Source organism: Myxococcus sp. MxC21-1, from assembly GCF_032612255.1.
In the GTDB taxonomy this organism is placed as follows: domain Bacteria; phylum Myxococcota; class Myxococcia; order Myxococcales; family Myxococcaceae; genus Myxococcus; species Myxococcus virescens.
Genome location: NZ_CP123278.1, coordinates 7402299 through 7417911, shown reverse-complemented (window position 1 = coordinate 7417911; position 15613 = coordinate 7402299). Strand labels below are relative to the sequence as shown.

Sequence of the window (15613 nt, the reverse complement as noted above, 5' to 3'; positions counted from 1 at the left end):
GCCTAGTCCTTGGCGCCATCAGGGCGGCGCAGGGTGGCCAGGCGGCGGGCCATGCGCATGGACGCACAGCCCTGCTCGCGCAAGGCGTGGGCCTCCGCCTGGAGCCCGAAGAGGCCCAGGTACTTCTCCACGCGCTCCTCCAGCGTGGGGGCCTCGATGAGGGTGCAGACTTCATCCGCCTGGTAGTCGCGGCAGATGGCGGGCCGCTCCTCGTAGACTCCGCAGAGGTTGTCCTCTTGCAGGTGTGGGCAGCGCAGGCCCAGCGGCTTGTCCAGCGCGGCGATGTCCGGCGCCACGCAGCAGGCGCCGCAGCGCGTGCACTCCACGGGCTTGGCGTGGGGGCACTCATCGGGGCACGACCTTCTCCACCGTGCCCAGGTTCGTCACGGTGAGGCGCGCGCGCGACTTCCCGCTGGCCGCGTCCACGCCGCCGAAGTCGCACTCCGACTCCTGGCCCGTCAGCTCGCGCGGGTTGTTGCACAGGGGGCAGCGCTTGTGCCGGGCGCGAATCGACTTCGTGTCACACGAGGTGCAGTTCCCCGTGCCTTCGATGATGCGGGTTCTGCGGGCCATGCGCGCATCCTAGCCGCACGCTCACGCCCACAGCGCGCGAGCGAAGGGAATGTCCGCGGCGGTGGGCAGGCCCTCGCGCAGGGGTCGCACCATGGGCAGCGAGCCATCCCGGGCCTCTCGGCTGGCTTCGGGAAGCCGGGCCACCCACGGCATGGTGCCCGGCTCCTCCCACAGCACCACCTTGGACAGTCCGGCCTTGTGGGCCTGGGCCCCCGCGGCCTCCAGCAGCGCGGCGGCGTCGTCCTCGGAGCGCGCGTCCAGCATCAGCACCACCAGCTCTCCCTGGCGGGCCATCATCGCCCACAGCGCCGTGGACGCGCCCACCACCGCGCCGCAGGCCGGGGCCGGGGGCGGCGCAGCAGCTCCGCGTAGATGCGCTCGCGCTCCAGGTGCCAGTCCACCTGCGTGGCGTCCGGCCACAGGTAGAAGGGCACCTCCGGCCGCCGCATCCGCTCGAGCGCCGAGGGCACGTCCGTGTCTTCCAACAGCGCGTCCACCTTGCGAATCACGGGCCCATTGCCCACCGGCAGGTGCCAGTCCCAGGCGGGGACCTCCTGGTAGCCGGAGCGCCGGTAGATGCGGGCGCCCACGTCGGAGTAGAGCACGGCGGCCTGGGCGTCTGGCTCCGTGCGCTCCAGCTCCGCGGCCACCTGGTCCATCAGCCGCGTGGCATGGCCGTGTCCGCGCAGGGCCGGCTCGGTGTAGACGCTGGCGATGACGAAGCTGTCGCCGCGCGTCGTCTGACAGTCGGGGCCGCGCAGGTAGCTGGGCGTGCGGAACGTCTCACATGAGGTGAGCACGCGGCCGGCGTCATCGCACAGCAGCCAGGTGCGCATGGTGTCCCGGCTCCAGGGATGGGCGCGCAGCCGCTGCTCCCGTTCGAGGAACTGCTCGACGGTGAGGGGCGACCCCCAGGCGGTATAGGTGTGGCGGTCTCTCTCCGCCTTCTGTGCTTCGTTGGCGACGACCAGATGCATGGCGGGGCAGGGTAGTCGCGCGCGCGACGCTTCGCAGCAGCCCTGGAGGGCCCGCGAGGCCTGCCTGCCTTCCGCCTTACAAGCGCACGGTGTAGGGGAACCGGAAGTGGAGCTGAATGTAGGCCTGTCCCACGTGGAAGATGCCATCGCGCAGGCGCTCGGGCAGGCCCAGGCCTCCCAGCTCCTGCGGGACGTAGAACGCGGACTCCCAGCCCACGCCTAGCAGGAAGCTCTTGGAGAGCTGGAGCTCCAGGTCGATGCCCACCTCCGCGCCGGGCCGCAGGAAGTGCGTGTTGGGCAGCGTGTCCGAGTGCATGTAGACGTACGTCAGCAGCAGCCCCGCGCCGAGCGACAGCCGCGCCGGGCTGGACGTCAGCGGCACCCCCAGCGACAGCGGCTTCCAGGTGGCGCCGTACATGCCGGTATTGCGCAGCTTGGGGGAGATGATGAGCGCGTCCGGGATGAGGATGGACGGGGAGATGCGGACCTCATCCAGGCTCTTGGCGTACTTGCGGTAGCGCTGGGGCACGCGACGCTGGTTCTTCTTCAGCCATTCCTTGTCCAGCACCGCCTCCACGGAGAGCTTCAGCCCGGTGTGGATGGGCTGGTCGTCGAAGACGGGGCCGAAGAAGGCGAAGGCCGCGGGCCCCACCCCCACGTCCACCGGGACGGTGACGCGCTGGGCGGAGGCCGCGGCGGGGACGAGCAGGGCGCAGAGCAGCAGGAGCGGAGCGGGTCGCAGGGGCATGGGCCTTTTTCTTTCAACAGCTGCCTGGAAGGCGGTGGGAACGGACCCACCCGGTGCGGTGGCGGCGGGGCGTGTCCGAATTCGACCATTAAGCCATTGAAGCGCGGCGGGCCTTTGAAGCAGGAAGGGAGCTGCGTCGGCATCGGGGGGAACACAGGACTTCCACACCCGGACTCAGGCTTTTGCCGGCGTCGTTGACCTGGAGACCCGATGCTTTCCGCTGCCTTCTTGATTGCCACGTCCCTGCAGGCCCAGACGCCTGCGCCCACTTCCTCCACGCCGCCGGCTCCCGCCGCGGAGACCGCGCCCGCCGCGCCCCCAGCGTGGAGGAGCGCGCCGCCATCGCCGCCGAGCGCGCCGCCATCGCCGCTGAGCGCGCCGCCGAGGCCAGCGCCCGTGCCGCCGAGGCCGCCGAGCGCGCCGCCGCCGCCACCGTTCCGCCACCGGCCCCTGCGCCTGCAGCCGCGCCCGCCACCGACAAGAAGCAGGGGAGTGGGACGTCACCGTCGGCCTGGGCCTCATTTCGCTGACGGGTAACGCCTCCACCCTGACGGTGAGCGGCCGGCCAGCGCCCAGCGCACGACGGACCACTGGATCTACGCCATCAAGTCCTACGGCTCCTATGGCCGCAGCCGTCCGCCCGAGGTGACGGGCGAGGAGGCCGAGTCCCAGGTGGTGGCGTTCAACGCGGGCCTGGAGCTGCGCGGCGACCGGCGCTTCACCGAAGTCATCAGCGGCTACCTGCTGGGGGGCGCGGAGACGGACCACGTGAAGAGCGTGGAGTCGCGCACCTTCGGCGAAGGCGGTCTGGGTGTGCTGTGGTGGGACGAGAAGAAGGAGAAGGGCCGCGAGTCCTACCTCCGCACGGACGCCGCCTTCCGCTACGCCAACGAGACGCGCTTCCAGTACTACCCCACGCGGCTGAACCTGCCGGACGTCGACCTGGGCGGCCCTCGCTTCGGCGCCGTGTTCCGCTACGGCCTGGCGCAGAACGTCACCTTCAAGGAGGACGTGGAGGTGCTGGTGAGCGTCATCGGCGACTCGCGCATGCTCTTCAACAGCCAGACGCAGCTGTCCGTGGGGCTCACCAAGCAGCTGTCGCTGGGCACCAGCTTCCTGGTGAAGCACGACAGCGCGCCGCCTCCGGGCAAGGTGTCCACGGACACCGCGCTGGCGCTGAACTTCGAAGTGATGCTGTAGCCCGCAAAAGCAACGCGGCGCCGGGGAGGTCCCTCGGCGCCGCGTGTGGGTGGCGTGGGGCGGTAGCCGCCCCGACCGCCTTACTGCTTGGGCGCGCCGGACTCCTCGCCCATCTTCCCTTGCTTGCGGAGGGCGCCGCCGTAGCGGCCTTCCTCGGCGTCCGCGCCGATGTCGATCGCCTGCAGGTCGCTGTACGTCGAACCCGGAGGCGTGGCGCCGCGGAAGCGGGTGCCCAGGTCCACCATCGGAATGGCGAGCATCAGCACCACGAAGATGATGGAGACAGCGAATACCAGTCGGTTGGCGCCGCGGTGGTCAGCCAGGTGCATGAAGTAGAGCAGCACCAGCGTGCCCTTGGTGGAGGCGATGACGAGCGCCAGCACCAGGCCCCAGGTGGGGATGTGGATGCGGCCGGTGACGACCGTGACGACCGTCAGCACGAGCAGCAGGCCCCAGATGAGCCAGTAACGGCCCGCTCCGTGGTGCTCCTCACGCATGTTCTGTTCTTCTTGCCGGGATTCGTTGGCAATGCCCATGGTGGAGGAACCCTTCAAACGAGGTACAGCATCGGGAAGAGGAAGATCCACACCAGGTCGACGAGGTGCCAGTACATGCTGCCCAGCTCGACCATGGTGAAGTTGTTCGGCCCGAAGTCGGCCTTCTTCAGCGCGCGGACCATGGAGAAGGCCAGCACGATCATGCCGATGACGACGTGGATGCCGTGCAGGGCCGTCGCGCAGAAGTAGACCGTGAAGTACAGGGGCACGCCCGGAAGCTGGATGCCCTCGTACGAGTAGAAGCGGCCCGGCAGCGTGCCAATCTCGAACTTGTGGTGGTACTCGAAGTACTTGATGACGAGGAAGCCGACGGCCATCACCAGGGTGAGGCCAATCTGCACCGCGACCATCTTGTTCTTCCCCTCCTTCGCGTAGTGCACCGCGAGCGCCGCGGTGAGCGAGGAGGTGATGAGCACCACCGTATTGATGGTGCCCAGCGTCAGGTCCAGGCTGCGGCTGGCGGCGGCCCACGCCTCCGGGAAGAGGAAGCGGTAGATGCCGTAGCAGATGAAGAGGCCGGCGAAGAGCAGGATTTCCGTCGCCAGGAACAGCCACATGCCCAGGCGCGCGGCGTGGTTCTGCACCTCGAGCGAGGCGAAGTGGCCGGCGAGCCGGGGGACGGGCAGGGCGGCGCCCCCCGCGGCGTGAGAACTAGACTGCATCGGGCACCTCGGCCTTCTTGGGGTCCACGTAGAAGTGGGGCTCCTCCGGGAACACCGGCTGCGGCCCCACGAAGTTGTGGGTCGGCGGCGGAGACTCGGACAGCCACTCGTAGCCCTTGCTGCGCCACGGGTTCTTGCCGGACGCCTTGCCGTAGATGAGGGCGTACGTCAGGTACATGGCGATGATGATGAACCCGAACGCCAGCAGCGTCGCGCCGGCCGTGGAGGCCACGTTCAGCGCCTGGAAGCGCTCCGGGTACTCGTAGTAGCGGCGCGGCATGCCGTTGTTGCCCAGCAGGAACTGGGGAATGAACGTGGCGTTGAAGCCCAGGATGATGAGTGCCGCGGACACCAGACCCCAACCCTCGTGGTACGTGCGCCCGAACATCTTCGGGAACCAGTAGTGGAGGGCGGCCAGGAAGGCCATGATGGTCGCGCCCACCATGATGAAGTGGAAGTGCGCCACCACGAAGTAGGTGTCGTGCCAGGGGACGTCCAGCGACACCGTGCCCAGCGCGATGCCCGTCATGCCACCGAACACGGTGAAGAACAGGAAGCCGCAGAAGTAGGCGAAGGGCGTCTTGAACTCGACCGCGCCCTTGTAGACGGTGCCCACCCAGTTGAAGACCTTGATGGCGGTGAACACACCCACCAGCATGGTCAGCACGCCGAACAGGCCGCCCGCGAAGGTGGACTGGCCGGACACGAACATGTGGTGGCCCCAGGCGAAGAAGCCCACGAAGGCGATGCCCAGGCTGGAGTACGCCACCGCGCGGTAGCCGAAGATGTTCTTGCGGCTGTAGGTCGCGACGATCTCGCTCATCACGCCGAAGGACGGCAGCACCATGATGTACACGGCCGGGTGGCTGTAGAACCAGAACAGGTGCTGGAAGAGCACCGGGTCGCCGCCGCGCGCCGGGTCGAACATGCCGAACCCGAACAGGTTCTCCACCGTCACCAGGACCAGCAGCAGGCCGATGACCGGCGTGGCCAGCACCTGGATGGCGCTGGTGGCGTAGATGGCCCACACGAACAGCGGCATCTTGAACCAGGTGATGCCCGGCGCGCGCATGGTGTGGCACGTCACGATGAAGTTGATGCCCGTGACGATGGAGCTGAACCCGATGATGAACGCGCCGAACAGCACCGGCGCCACCGTGGCCGTCGTGTGCGCGCTGTACGGGGTGTAGAACGTCCAGCCCGTGTCCAGGCCGCCGTTGAGCATGCCCCACAGCGCCAACACCGCGCCGGCCAGGTAGATGTAGAGCGACAGCAGGTTCAGCCGGGGGAAGGCCACGTCCTTGGCACCCAGCATCAGCGGCAACATGAAGTTGCCGAAGACGGCGGGGATGGCCGGAATCATGAACAGGAAGATCATGACCAGGCCATGGAGCGTGAACGTACGGTTGTACGTCATCGCGTCCATGATGGTCGGGCCTGGCGTCAGCAGCTCCACCCGGATGAGCAGCGCGAAGATGCCGCCCACCAGGAAGAACAGCAGGACCCAGAACAGGAACATGAGCCCGATACGCTTGTGGTCGACCGTCAGCAGCCACGACTTGATGGTGGTGCCGTCGACCAGGTAGTTCGGGTGGTGGTCGTGATGCTCCTCGGGCGCGGGGGTGGCGCCCGGGGCTGCAATGCTACTGGATGGCGTCATAGGCGGGTCCCTCGGAGGCGCCCTCACGGACGTTCGGAGTGCGAAGCGACTTGATGTACTCGACGATGGCGGCCGTCTCCGGGCCCTGCAGCTTGCCCTGGTAGGTCGGCATCACGTTCTGGTAGCCCGCCACCAGGTGGGCGCCCGGGTCCATCATCGACTGGGTGATATAGGCCTCGTCCACGCGGATGGTCTGCCCATCCTCGAGCTGCTCCACGCGGTCATACATTCCCAGGAAGGTGGGGCCGATGTGCTGCGAGCCGTCCACCGAGTGGCACTTGAGGCAGCCCTGGGTGCCCGCGAGCACCTGGCCCTGCTCCACCATGCGCGCCACCGGCGGCACCAGGGAGTTGTCCGCCAGCGCGTCCTGACGGTCCTGCAGACGGCCGCGGCGCTGCTCCTGGATCCAGTTCTCGTACTCCTCCTGCGGAAGCACGACGACCTCGGCCAGCATCTTCGAGTGCGACAGGCCGCAGTACTCGGTGCACAGCACCTGGTACGTGCCCGGCTTGGTCGCCTCGAACCAGATCTGCGTGTAGCGGCCCGGGAGCGCATCCATCTTGATGCGGAAGGCCGGCACGTAGAAGGAGTGCAGCACGTCACGCGAGGTGATGAGCAGACGCACCGGACGGTTCGCCGGCACGTGCAGCACGTTCACCCCGTTGGGGCCCTCCGGGTAGGAGAACTTCCACATCCACTGCTTGCCCATGACGTAGACATCCATCGAGTCCTTGGGCGGCGTGGTGACCCACGTGAAGTCCCGGAACCCGATACCGAACCAGGCCAGGAAGAACACGAGGGGAACGGAGACGAAGAGGAACTCCGTCTTCAGGGTGGGGACGATGTACTCCGTCGCCTGCGCCGGGAGGCGACGACGGTAACGGAAGAAGAAGAACAGGGCCGCCAGACCGACCGCCGTCGACATCACCATCGTCGTACCCACGACGAAGTGATGCAGCGTGTCGATTCGCTCCGCGAACGTGGACGCGGCCTCCGGGAGGAACAGGATATTGTTGAGAAGCTCGCTCATGCCGCCGCGCCTTTCTTCAGCTCGCGCCTCCAGAAGTAGATCAGCATCGTCGCCAGGGCGCAGAACACGGCTATGCCGCCCAGGCGGATGAACCCGAAGATGTAGAAGCCATACCGCCGACTGGCGGTGTCATACTTGAAGCAGGACAGGATGATCTGATCGAAGCTGGTACCCACGCGGCCATTGGCCGCCTCCAGCAACGCCAGCTTCATGTCCGAGGGGGGAAACGTCGTCCCGTAGAGATACCGGGAGATGCTGCCTTCCGGCGTGAGCACGTGCACCACGGCTGCGTGGGCGTACTGCTTCGTGCTCTCATCGTAGGTGTACTTGAAGCCCAGGGCGTCCGCGAGCCGGCGGATTTCCGCGTCCGTGCCGGTCAGGAAGTGCCAGGGGGCCGTCTCCGGCTTGCCCATGGACTGCAGGTGCCGCCGCCGCCGCTCCAGGCTCTGGGCGGGCGTGTCGTCAGGGTCGATGCTGACGGTGACGGCTTCGTAGTCCTTGCCCAGCTCGAGCCCGAGCTCCTTCATGGACTGCACCTGGGCGTTGAGCACCAGGTTACAGAGCATGGGACAGTTGTAATAGACGAGCGTCAGCAGGGTGGGCCGCGCCTTCGGCACCACGTCGCCCAGGCGCACCTCGCGCCCGGAGGCGTCGAGGAAGCGGGTGTCCATGGGCACCAGCTCCCCCAGATGCTCCTGCACGTCCACACCCTGGATGGGGGGCGGCAGGTCCTGCTGTGCCTCCAGGATGGCCCGGGGCGTCTTCCCGGCACCGGCATGGCGGAGGCCGGCACCGCGACGGCCAGCACCAGCGCCGCCGCGGCGAGGAAGCCCGCGCGGCGGGCGCGCGGAAGGATGTAGGAGCGGGTGGACATCATTGCAGGACGGCTCTTACGACAGGGGAGCGGTGAAGGCTACTGCTACGGTGCCGGAGGCGTCTGCCCGGGAGGGGTCTCCGGGGTGGGCGTGGGGGTCGGAGCAGGGGGCGGGTTGCGCTTCTGCTCGATGACCGTCTTCATCGCGGCGTCGATGCCGGGGTGCTGCTTCACGCCCGGCTGGTCACCCCAGCCGGCGCGCAGCGCCTGGTCCTGGCCGCTGATCTTGTCCACGGCGTGCCAGTCCTGCTCGAACAGGCGCTGGTTGACGATGCCCACCTCGTACTGGCCCATCGCCGCGGGACGCGGCGGCGGACCGTCTGGCTGGATGTCGGCCATGGTCCGGACCTGGATGGTGTAGGCCCAGACGATGCCCACCGCGAAGATGGCGAGCGCACCCACGCCGACGCCCACCACCTTGCCCATGACCAGGTGGTCTTCTTCCGCCGCCACGCCGTGCGCGCCGACGATGACGCGCGACTCGAGCTCAACCTGGGTCTTCTTCATGGCTGCACGTACCTCAAGGACTCGGCGATGTAGGGGTCCTTCACCGTGAGCGTGTAGTGGCCACGCGCCAGGAAGAGGGCGAAGCCCACCGCGATGCCACCCACTCCGAAGAAGGCCGTGAGCAGCGACCAGTGGAGCGTCGGGCCCGCTTCACCGGTCAGCGCTGGCCACACCAGCCAGTACAGGTCCACCGCGTGGATGATGAGCAGGTACGCCGCCACCCAGGCCAGCTTCCGAGGCTGCAGCTTCAGCTTGCGCGACAGCAGGATGCCGAAGGGCAGCAGGAAGTGGAGGAAGAACAGGGCGATGGACATCGACCGCCACGGGCCGAACATGCGCAGGCCGTACCAGGGCGCCTCTTCCGGGATGTTCGCGATCCACACCAGCATGAACTGGGAGAAGGCGATGTAGGCCCAGAACGCGGTGAAGGCGAGCATCAGCTTGCCGAGGTTGTGGAAGTGGTCCAGCTTCACGACGCTGCCGTAGAGGTCCTTGCCCTGGGCGCTCACCGTGACGATGGTCAGGATGCAGAAGGCCGCCAGGAAGCTTCCGGCGAAGTAATAGACGCCGAAGATGGTCGACTGCCAGAGCGGCGTGAGGCTCATCAGCCAGTCGAAAGAAGCGAACGTGATGGTGAGGGCAAGGAACGGCAGCACACCCGGAGAGAACTTGCGCTGCTTCACCGTGAAATCGAGTCCACCCTCGGTGTCCTGCTTCAGGCTCCACGACCGCAGCCGCCAGGCCGCGAAGGTCCACACGCCGAAGTAGATGATGTGGCGAACGCCCACGCCGGGGGGGAACGAGAGGTGGTTGTTCAGGTACCCGTGCTGCTTGTGGCTCAGGTGCTCCAGCTCCAGGCTGGAGTAGCCCTTGGTCAGCTCGGAGCCTTCCCACCAGGGGTAGAGGTAGGTGGCCATGGCCAGCAGCGGCAGGGCCAGCACGAAGAACACCGGAACCACCGCGGAGGCCGTCTCCATCGTCCGGCGCAGCACGATGAGCCACTTGGCCTTCGCCGTGTGGAAGATGGCCTGCATGATGAGGAAGGCGACGCTGATGCCCACCCAGTAGGTGAAGCCAATCAGATAGGCGTGCGCCGTCTCACCCTTGGCGTCGGTGGCGAAGAAGCCACCCAGCGTGGCCAGGAGGCAGAGAATGCCCACGGCGAACGCGGGCACCATGAGCTTCGGCGTGCCGGTGTACGGCCCGAAGTTGGTGTGCGAGTTGGTGACGGGGGGACTCATCGGTTCTCCTGCGGAACGGGCTGCTGGCCGTCCGTGCGGGTATTGCGGGCCGTCTGGAGTGCGCGGACGTAGGCGACCACGGCCCAGCGCTCGCGCAGGTCGAGCTCACCGGAGAAGGACGGCATCACGCCGTAGCCCTCGTTGATGGCCACGTAGAAGTGGCCGTCCGGCTTGCTCTCCAGGTCCAGCAGCGAGGGAGGCAGGCGCAGGGCCATGTTCTCCGCGACGATGCTGTTTCCATCGCCGAGCACGCCGTGACACTGCGAGCAGACGATGTTGTACTTCTTCTGACCCAGGGTCAGCAGGTTCTGGTCCACCGCGATGGGCAGGTGGGCCACCGGCTGGCCGGCGCTGCGGCCGGTGAGGGCCACCTGGCGCTGCGTGGGGTCCTTGAGCTCGGGGAGCTTGTCGAAGCGCTCACGCGGAACCGTACCCACGGGAGGCGTGCGCATGGCGCGACCGTCCGCCCAGAAGTCGGACGCCTCGTAGTACTCGTACTTCGCCTGGTGCTCCATTCGCTGGAGGAACTCCGAGCTGACGTTGCAGCCCGTGAGCGTGGCGAGTCCGGCGGCGGGGATGAGCCACCTCATTCCTTCTCTCCCGTGACGAGGGTCACCTGGGTCGCGCCCAGGGCCTTGAGCTGATCCATGACCGGCGCCGCGTCCGTGCCCGTCGCCTGGGGCACGCTCAGCCAGTAGCCGTGCGTGGAGGCGGTGCGGAACTCCTCGGACTCGAAGACGGGGTGGTACGGCTGGGGCAGGCGGCTGAGCCCCAGCAGACCGAAGAAGATGCCGAAGGCGGCGAACAGCACCCCCAGCTCGAACGTGATGGGCACCCACGCCGGCAGCGACAGCAGCGGGCGACCACCGATGTTGAGCGGGTAGTCGATGGTGTTCATCCACGTCTGCATGGCCAGCGCCGTGGCCACGCCCGTCAGACCGCCGCACAGGGCGATGAAGGGCACGCGCGAGGGCGGCAGACCCAGGGCCTCCGACCCGCCGTGCAGCGGGTACGGAGAGTAGGTGTCCATTCCCTCGAAGCCCTTCTCCCGCATCTGGCGGGTGGCGGTCACGAGGGCGTCCGGCGTCGAGAACTCCGCCAGGACCCAGGAATCGAGAACGGTGGCTTCCATGGCTCTTAGTGAGCTCCGTGGGTGAGGGTGCCGGCGCCGGCGAGCGCATCATCAGAGCCGTGCTGGTGAGCGGCGTGCTTGAGCTCGAGCTGGAGCTCCTTCACCTCGCTGATGGCGACCGCGGGCACGAACTTGAGGAACAGGAGGAACAGGGTGCCGAACAGGCCCAGCGTGCCGATGTAGATGGACCAGTCCACCCACGTCGGGGTGTAGATGCCCCAGGAGGACGGCAGGAAGTCCTGGCTCAGCGAGGTGACGATGATGATGAACCGCTCGCACCACATGCCGATGTTCACCGCGATGGACGCCACCCACATGATGGGGATGCTGGTGCGGCACTTCTTGAACCAGAAGATGTTCGGGGTGATGACGTTGCAGGCGATCATCAGCCAGTACACGCCGGCGTAGGGGCCCGTGGCGCGGTTCACGTAGAACGTCCACAGCTCGTACTGGTTCTGCGAGTACCAGGCGACGAAGTGCTCCATCAGGTACCCGTAGGAGACGAGCAGGCCCGTCGCCAGGATGACCTTGTTCATGTTCTCCAGGTGGCGGTCCGTGATGACGTCCCGCAGACCCAGGTACTTGCGCGCCGGGATGATGAGCGTGATCACCATCGCGAAGCCGCTGAACACGGCGCCGGCCACGAAGTACGGCGGGAAGATGGTGGCGTGCCAGCCGGGCAGCAGGGAGACGGCGAAGTCGAACGAAACGATGGTGTGCACGGACACCACGAGCGGCGTGGAGAGACCGGCCAGCAGCAGGTACGCAATCTTGTAGTTGTGCCAGTGCCGACCGGAGCCGCGCCAACCGAGCGCGAACAGGCCGTAGATGGTCCGCTGGAGCTTCGTCTTGGACGAATCACGCAGCGCCGCCAGGTCCGGGATGAGGCCCACGAACCAGAAGAGCGCGGACACCGTGAGGTACGTCGAGATGGCGAACACGTCCCACACCAGCGGCGAGCGGAACTGCGGCCACGCGCCCAGGGTGCTGGGGTAGGGGAACAGCCAGAAGGCGAACCAGGGACGGCCGGTGTGCAGCAGCGGGAACAGACCGGCGCACATGACGGCGAACAGCGTCATGGCTTCCGCGAACCGGTTGATGCTCGTGCGCCACTTCTGCTGGAAGAGCAGGAGGATGGCGGAGATGAGCGTACCGGCGTGGCCGATACCGACCCACCAGACGAAGTTGATGATGTCGAACGCCCAGCCGACAGGCTGGTTGTTACCCCACACGCCGATACCGCGGGCCAGCGTGTAGGTGACACCGATGACGAGCAGGCCCAGGGCGCTGAGCGACAGGCCGAAGAGCATGAACCAGCCCTTGCCCGGCTTGCGCCAGACATGGTCCAGCAGCGTCTCGTTCAGGGTCGCGTCGTCATGGTGCGGCGCGACGAGGGGTCGTGGCTCGAGCGGGTCGTGATACGTGTTGGAAGCAGTTTCAGCCATGGCTTAGTGGCTCCCTTGGTTCGCAGCGGCGGACGCGGCGGGCTCGAGGGCGGGGTTGGGATTGCGGACGCGGATGAGGTGCGCGGTGCGCGGGCGGGTGCCCAGCTCGTGGAGCAGCTTGTACGCGCGCTCGTCCTCATGGAGCTGCGTGACGCGCTGCTGCGGGTCGTTGAGGGAGCCGAAGGTGATGGCCTGCGTGGGGCAGGTCTGCTGGCAGGCCGTCTGCAGCTCCTTCTCATTGATGAGGCGCTTCTCGACGCGGGCGTCGATGCGCACTCGCTCGATGCGCTGGACGCAGTACGTGCACTTCTCCATCACGCCGCGGTTGCGGACGGTGACGTCCGGGTTCATCAGCATCTTCTCGGTGGCCGTCTTGTCCGCCGTGTAGTGCAGGTAGTTGAACCGGCGCACCTTGTACGGGCAGTTGTTCGAGCAGTACCGGGTGCCGACGCAGCGGTTGTACACCATGTCGTTGAGGCCCTCGTCCGAGTGCACGGTGGCGTTCACCGGGCAGACGTACTCGCAGGGGGCCTTCTCGCAGTGCACGCACATCACCGGCTGCATGACCATCCGGGGGTCGCTCTCGCTGCCCTCGAAGTAGCGGTCGATGCGCAGCCACTGCATCTCACGGCTGACGGAGACCTGCTGCTTGCCCACGACGGGGATGTTGTTCTCCGCCTGGCAGGCAATCACGCACGCGCTGCAGCCGGTGCAGCGGGACAGGTCGATGGCCATGCCCCACTTGTAGCCCTGGGGGTTATCGGGGCCCTTGTTGTAGTCGAAGGCCGGCAGGTTGTCCTGGACGCCGAACTTCAGCTCGCTCTTGACGCGGTGGAGCGTGTGCTGCGTCGCGATGGACGGGTTCTTCAGCTCGGACAGCGGCATGTCCAGCGCCAGCGGGCGGTTCTCCATCCGCCAGTGCGTCTGGGTCAGGCTGAACTTGTAGCTGCCGCGCACCTTGGTGAGCGTGGCGCCGCCGTCGAACCAGGGGGCCTTCACGGTGCGCACCGCGTTGGCGTTGAAGCCCACCGCCTTGGCCACCTGTTCGTGCAGGCCGTCACGGCCGTAGCCCAGCGCCATCGTCACGGTGTCGTCCGCGTGGCCGGGGGTGATCCAGACCGGCACGGTCATCTTGCGGCCGCCGTAGGTCAGCTCCGCCAGGTCACCGGGCTCAAGGCTCAGCCTCTTGGCGGTCTCCGGGCTCAGCAGCGCGGCGTTGTCCCAGGTCATCTTGGTGATGGGGTCCGGGAGCTCCTGCAGCCAGGAGTTGTTGCCGAAGCGGCCGTCGAAGACCTTGTAGTCGTAGACGAAGTTGATCTCGAGCTCGCCCGTGGCGGGGGCCGTGTAGCCCGTCACCAACGCGGAGGCGGCGCCGAAGTCCGGAGCGCCCTGCACCGGAGCGGCCTGCGTGCCGGGGATGGCACCGTCCGACACCCAGCTCTCCCAGCGGGCCTCGAAGTCACCCTGGCCCTCGGACTGACCCTGCCAGTAGTCGCGCAGCATCTGGTACGCGGGGCGGTAGGGCTCGTCGAGGAACATCGCCAGCAGCTCGGACTCCGGCACGCCGTTGTAGAGCGGCTGGATGAGCGGCTGGGCAATGGCCACGGTGCCGTCGAACGAACGGCCGTCGCTCCACGTCTCCAGCGGGTGCGCCGCGGGGACGAACCAGTCGGCGTACTGGCTGGTCTCGTCCTCGTAGAGGCCCGTGTAGATGACGGTGAGGTTGCCGCGGTTGGGGTTGGTCGCCGGGTCCAGCAGCTCCTTCAGACCCGTGTCCGCCGGAACCGAGAACACCGGGTTCCAGCTGGTGATGACCAGCGTGTCCACGCGGCCGGCGGTGATGTCCTCCACCAGCGCGCGGACCTGGCTCAGGCCCTCCTGCTCCGCGATGGACGACTGCACGTACTTCACCGTGGTGCCGGTGTTGCCCAGCGCGGCGTTGATGGCGTGGGCCAGCGCGTGGACCGCCGCCGGCTGACGCTCACCCGCGACCACCAGGGTGCGGCCCGGACGCGCGGCGCGCAGGTCCGCGACGACCGCCTGAACCCAGGCGGTGTGGTCCGACTTCAGCGACGCCTTGTTGGCGGCGGCGCCAGCCAGCGAGGCGGCGGGGCCACCCACGGCCTGGGCCACGGCGGCGGCGACCGCGAGCACGTCCTGCGACTTCACGCGCAGGCGGTGGTCGGCCATGCCGCCGGTGATGGAGAAGCGGGCCTCGGCCACGTAGAGCCGGTTGAGCGGACCGTTGTTCGGGTCGCGGCGGTTGGCGAACTGGCGCGCGTAGCCCAGGTTCTCCGGGCGGCTCTCCAGGAAGTCCGCGTCCAGCGACAGGACGATGTCCGCCTGGGCGAAGTCGTAGACGGCCGAAACGGGCTGTCCGCCGAAGAGCGCGCGGAGCGCCTCGTCCTGCGTGTCGTGCGTCTGCGCGGTGTAGCTGTGGAAGCGCGCGTTCGGCAGCTTCTTCAGGATGCGGCTGCGCAGGTCGCCGGTCAGCGGCGAGTTGCCGGGCTCGGACAGGAAGCGCACGCGGCTGCCACCGTCATTGGCGGCGGCCTTGCTGGTGGCGTTGACCAGCTCCTCGCGCAGGGCGCGGAGGGCGCGGGGGCTCTTGCCCTGACGGAGCACGCGGGCGCGGCTCGGGTCGTACAGGGACAGGAGGAACGCCTGCTCCCAGGGGCCAGCGGCGCCCTGGTTGACCGGGTGGTCCGGGTTGCCCTCGATCTTCACGGGGCGACCCTCGCGGGCGGTGATGAGCAGACCGGAGGTGTGACCGGCCAGCGTCATGCCGGACGCGTAGTGGAGCGGGTTGCCCGGGACGAGCTCGGGGGCGTCTTGGTGTACGGCAGGATGCGCTCGTCCACCGGACGGGTGCTGCACGCCGTGGCGCCGGCCAGCGCCAGCGAGGCACCCAGCAGGTGCATGAACTCGCGGCGGGCGAAGCCCGTGGGGGCCGTCCGCGCCGACGGGGAACTCCGGCCGCGTCTCTTCCAGGTAGTCGGGCGTGCCG

Annotated in this window: 18 protein-coding genes and 1 pseudogene; 2 read left to right on the top strand and 17 right to left on the bottom strand. The window is 67.8% G+C overall.

The genetic code is table 11. The features are described 5' to 3' along the window. Window positions 1-2 precede the first annotated feature (2 nt). The 5 genes from QEG98_RS32970 to QEG98_RS32950 form a co-directional block, all read right to left on the bottom strand. Window positions 3-326: a YkgJ family cysteine cluster protein gene (locus tag QEG98_RS32970; protein ID WP_316564095.1), complete on the bottom strand. Its 324-nt coding sequence runs from the start codon at window positions 324-326 to the stop codon at window positions 3-5. Between the two features lie 19 nt (window positions 327-345). Continuing rightward, the gene (locus QEG98_RS32965) at window positions 346-573 is read right to left on the bottom strand and encodes a hypothetical protein (RefSeq protein WP_316564094.1); all 228 of its coding nucleotides are present in this window, start codon (window positions 571-573) and stop codon (window positions 346-348) included. Between the two features lie 21 nt (window positions 574-594). Then, entirely contained in the window at window positions 595-900 is a 306-nt protein-coding gene (locus QEG98_RS32960; protein WP_316564093.1) for a hypothetical protein, read from the bottom strand. Further along, window positions 867-1550, bottom strand: coding sequence for a GNAT family N-acetyltransferase (locus tag QEG98_RS32955; RefSeq protein ID WP_316564092.1), 684 nt, complete (start codon window positions 1548-1550; stop codon window positions 867-869). The genes QEG98_RS32960 and QEG98_RS32955 overlap by 34 nt, the downstream gene beginning before the upstream one ends. Window positions 1551-1626: 76 nt before the next feature. Beyond that, on the bottom strand, window positions 1627-2298 hold the full coding sequence (locus QEG98_RS32950; protein ID WP_316564091.1) for a hypothetical protein: 672 nt from the start codon (window positions 2296-2298) through the stop codon (window positions 1627-1629). Between the two features lie 323 nt (window positions 2299-2621). On the opposite strand from QEG98_RS32950, the gene QEG98_RS32945 reads away from it, so the two are divergent. Both QEG98_RS32945 and QEG98_RS32940 read left to right on the top strand, forming a co-directional pair. Continuing rightward, window positions 2622-2828: a hypothetical protein gene (locus tag QEG98_RS32945; protein WP_316564090.1), complete on the top strand. Its 207-nt coding sequence runs from the start codon at window positions 2622-2624 to the stop codon at window positions 2826-2828. Between the two features lie 64 nt (window positions 2829-2892). Beyond that, the gene (locus QEG98_RS32940; RefSeq protein ID WP_316568003.1) at window positions 2893-3498 is read left to right on the top strand and encodes a DUF481 domain-containing protein; all 606 of its coding nucleotides are present in this window, start codon (window positions 2893-2895) and stop codon (window positions 3496-3498) included. Between the two features lie 80 nt (window positions 3499-3578). On the opposite strand, the gene QEG98_RS32935 is transcribed toward QEG98_RS32940, so the two are convergent. From QEG98_RS32935 to QEG98_RS32880, 12 genes and pseudogenes are all read right to left on the bottom strand, one after another. Further along, entirely contained in the window at window positions 3579-4034 is a 456-nt protein-coding gene (locus QEG98_RS32935) for a cytochrome C oxidase subunit IV family protein (protein ID WP_090492136.1), read from the bottom strand. A 14-nt stretch (window positions 4035-4048) separates the two neighbouring features. Then, on the bottom strand, window positions 4049-4717 hold the full coding sequence (locus QEG98_RS32930) for a cytochrome c oxidase subunit 3 family protein (protein WP_141594492.1): 669 nt from the start codon (window positions 4715-4717) through the stop codon (window positions 4049-4051). Beyond that, on the bottom strand, window positions 4707-6377 hold the full coding sequence (gene ctaD, locus QEG98_RS32925; RefSeq protein ID WP_316564089.1) for a cytochrome c oxidase subunit I: 1671 nt from the start codon (window positions 6375-6377) through the stop codon (window positions 4707-4709). The genes QEG98_RS32930 and ctaD overlap by 11 nt, the downstream gene beginning before the upstream one ends. Continuing rightward, window positions 6361-7407: a cytochrome c oxidase subunit II gene (gene coxB / locus QEG98_RS32920; RefSeq protein ID WP_090492139.1), complete on the bottom strand. Its 1047-nt coding sequence runs from the start codon at window positions 7405-7407 to the stop codon at window positions 6361-6363. Before coxB ends, ctaD begins: the two co-directional genes overlap by 17 nt. Continuing rightward, window positions 7404-8284 (bottom strand): annotated as a pseudogene (locus QEG98_RS32915) (SCO family protein). Before QEG98_RS32915 ends, coxB begins: the two are co-directional and overlap by 4 nt. A 42-nt stretch (window positions 8285-8326) precedes the next feature. Beyond that, window positions 8327-8788: a hypothetical protein gene (locus QEG98_RS32910; protein ID WP_316564088.1), complete on the bottom strand. Its 462-nt coding sequence runs from the start codon at window positions 8786-8788 to the stop codon at window positions 8327-8329. Beyond that, window positions 8785-10029 carry a hypothetical protein gene (locus QEG98_RS32905; RefSeq protein WP_316564087.1) on the bottom strand — a complete coding sequence of 415 codons (1245 nt, stop codon included), beginning with the start codon at window positions 10027-10029 and terminating at the stop codon, window positions 8785-8787. Before QEG98_RS32905 ends, QEG98_RS32910 begins: the two co-directional genes overlap by 4 nt. Then, a complete protein-coding gene (locus tag QEG98_RS32900) occupies window positions 10026-10619 on the bottom strand; it encodes a cytochrome c (protein ID WP_316564086.1) in 594 nt (197 codons plus the stop codon). Before QEG98_RS32900 ends, QEG98_RS32905 begins: the two co-directional genes overlap by 4 nt. Continuing rightward, complete coding sequence (locus QEG98_RS32895; RefSeq protein ID WP_011556030.1) at window positions 10616-11161, bottom strand: DUF3341 domain-containing protein; 546 nt, start codon at window positions 11159-11161, stop codon at window positions 10616-10618. Before QEG98_RS32895 ends, QEG98_RS32900 begins: the two co-directional genes overlap by 4 nt. A 5-nt stretch (window positions 11162-11166) precedes the next feature. Next, entirely contained in the window at window positions 11167-12606 is a 1440-nt protein-coding gene (nrfD, locus tag QEG98_RS32890) for an NrfD/PsrC family molybdoenzyme membrane anchor subunit (RefSeq protein WP_316564085.1), read from the bottom strand. A gap of 3 nt (window positions 12607-12609) precedes the next feature. Beyond that, window positions 12610-15390 carry a 4Fe-4S dicluster domain-containing protein gene (locus tag QEG98_RS32885; protein WP_316564084.1) on the bottom strand — a complete coding sequence of 927 codons (2781 nt, stop codon included), beginning with the start codon at window positions 15388-15390 and terminating at the stop codon, window positions 12610-12612. Then, the gene (locus QEG98_RS32880) at window positions 15387-15527 is read right to left on the bottom strand and encodes a hypothetical protein (RefSeq protein WP_316564083.1); all 141 of its coding nucleotides are present in this window, start codon (window positions 15525-15527) and stop codon (window positions 15387-15389) included. The genes QEG98_RS32885 and QEG98_RS32880 overlap by 4 nt, the downstream gene beginning before the upstream one ends. Window positions 15528-15613 lie beyond the last annotated feature (86 nt).

Excerpts from the sequence above, each read along its gene's own strand:
- QEG98_RS32950 (WP_316564091.1), bottom strand. The coding sequence starts at position 2,298 with ATGCCCCTGCGACCCGCTCCGCTCCTGCTGCTCTGCGCCCTGCTCGTC.
- QEG98_RS32930 (WP_141594492.1), bottom strand. The coding sequence starts at position 4,717 with ATGCAGTCTAGTTCTCACGCCGCGGGGGGCGCCGCCCTGCCCGTCCCC.
- nrfD (WP_316564085.1), bottom strand. The coding sequence starts at position 12,606 with ATGGCTGAAACTGCTTCCAACACGTATCACGACCCGCTCGAGCCACGA.
- QEG98_RS32910 (WP_316564088.1), bottom strand. The coding sequence starts at position 8,788 with ATGAAGAAGACCCAGGTTGAGCTCGAGTCGCGCGTCATCGTCGGCGCG.
- QEG98_RS32895 (WP_011556030.1), bottom strand. The coding sequence starts at position 11,161 with ATGGAAGCCACCGTTCTCGATTCCTGGGTCCTGGCGGAGTTCTCGACG.
- QEG98_RS32880 (WP_316564083.1), bottom strand. The coding sequence starts at position 15,527 with ATGCACCTGCTGGGTGCCTCGCTGGCGCTGGCCGGCGCCACGGCGTGC.
- coxB (WP_090492139.1), bottom strand. The coding sequence starts at position 7,407 with ATGAGCGAGCTTCTCAACAATATCCTGTTCCTCCCGGAGGCCGCGTCC.
- QEG98_RS32900 (WP_316564086.1), bottom strand. The coding sequence starts at position 10,619 with ATGAGGTGGCTCATCCCCGCCGCCGGACTCGCCACGCTCACGGGCTGC.
- ctaD (WP_316564089.1), bottom strand. The coding sequence starts at position 6,377 with ATGACGCCATCCAGTAGCATTGCAGCCCCGGGCGCCACCCCCGCGCCC.
- QEG98_RS32955 (WP_316564092.1), bottom strand. The coding sequence starts at position 1,550 with ATGCATCTGGTCGTCGCCAACGAAGCACAGAAGGCGGAGAGAGACCGC.
- QEG98_RS32905 (WP_316564087.1), bottom strand. The coding sequence starts at position 10,029 with ATGAGTCCCCCCGTCACCAACTCGCACACCAACTTCGGGCCGTACACC.
- QEG98_RS32935 (WP_090492136.1), bottom strand. The coding sequence starts at position 4,034 with ATGGGCATTGCCAACGAATCCCGGCAAGAAGAACAGAACATGCGTGAG.
- QEG98_RS32965 (WP_316564094.1), bottom strand. The coding sequence starts at position 573 with ATGGCCCGCAGAACCCGCATCATCGAAGGCACGGGGAACTGCACCTCG.
- QEG98_RS32885 (WP_316564084.1), bottom strand. The coding sequence starts at position 15,390 with ATGACGCTGGCCGGTCACACCTCCGGTCTGCTCATCACCGCCCGCGAG.